We start from the raw sequence: 543 nt of genomic DNA on the forward strand, positions 1-543 counted from the left end.
GCAAGCCCGGTGATCCTGACCGTGACCAGTGGTTTTGGCTCAGGGGGAGATACCTTTGCCCTTGCGGTATTACTGGCATTTATTATGATGCAAGCGCAGATTACCACCTTTGCCGAAGCGGCAACGCTCATTCCCACGACTGGCTCCGTCTACGACTATATCTCCTGCGGGATGGGGCGTTTTTTCGCTATCACCGGTGCGCTTTGCGCTTACCTGATCGTACACATGTTTGCCGGCACGCGTCGGCATGGTAGTGGTTTTCGGGATACTGAATGCCATTGGTGTTGAAGTATTTGGCAAGGTGGAAGTGTTTCTTACATTCGGTATGTGGACTACCCTGACCATCTTCGGTTTATGCGGGATCCTGTTATCCCCGGTCACTCATCATTCCGGGTGGTTTGGCGCACCGCTTGATGTCAGTAATCTTTCTGGTCTGTTTGGTTATATAGGCATGGCGATGTTTATGTTCGTCGGTTGTGAACTGGTCACGCCAATGGCGCCGGAAATTAAAAAAGCGCATCGTACGATTCCCAGAGCGATGGC

General features: G+C 51.7%; 1 pseudogene. It reads left to right on the forward strand.

Going from position 1 to position 543, the window contains the following annotated elements:
* A pseudogene (locus tag K0335_RS22250) lies at positions 1–543 on the forward strand (APC family amino acid permease); the annotation flags it as partial.

This window comes from Escherichia sp. GZ89 (assembly GCF_019366485.1).
GTDB lineage: Bacteria > Pseudomonadota > Gammaproteobacteria > Enterobacterales > Enterobacteriaceae > Escherichia > Escherichia fergusonii.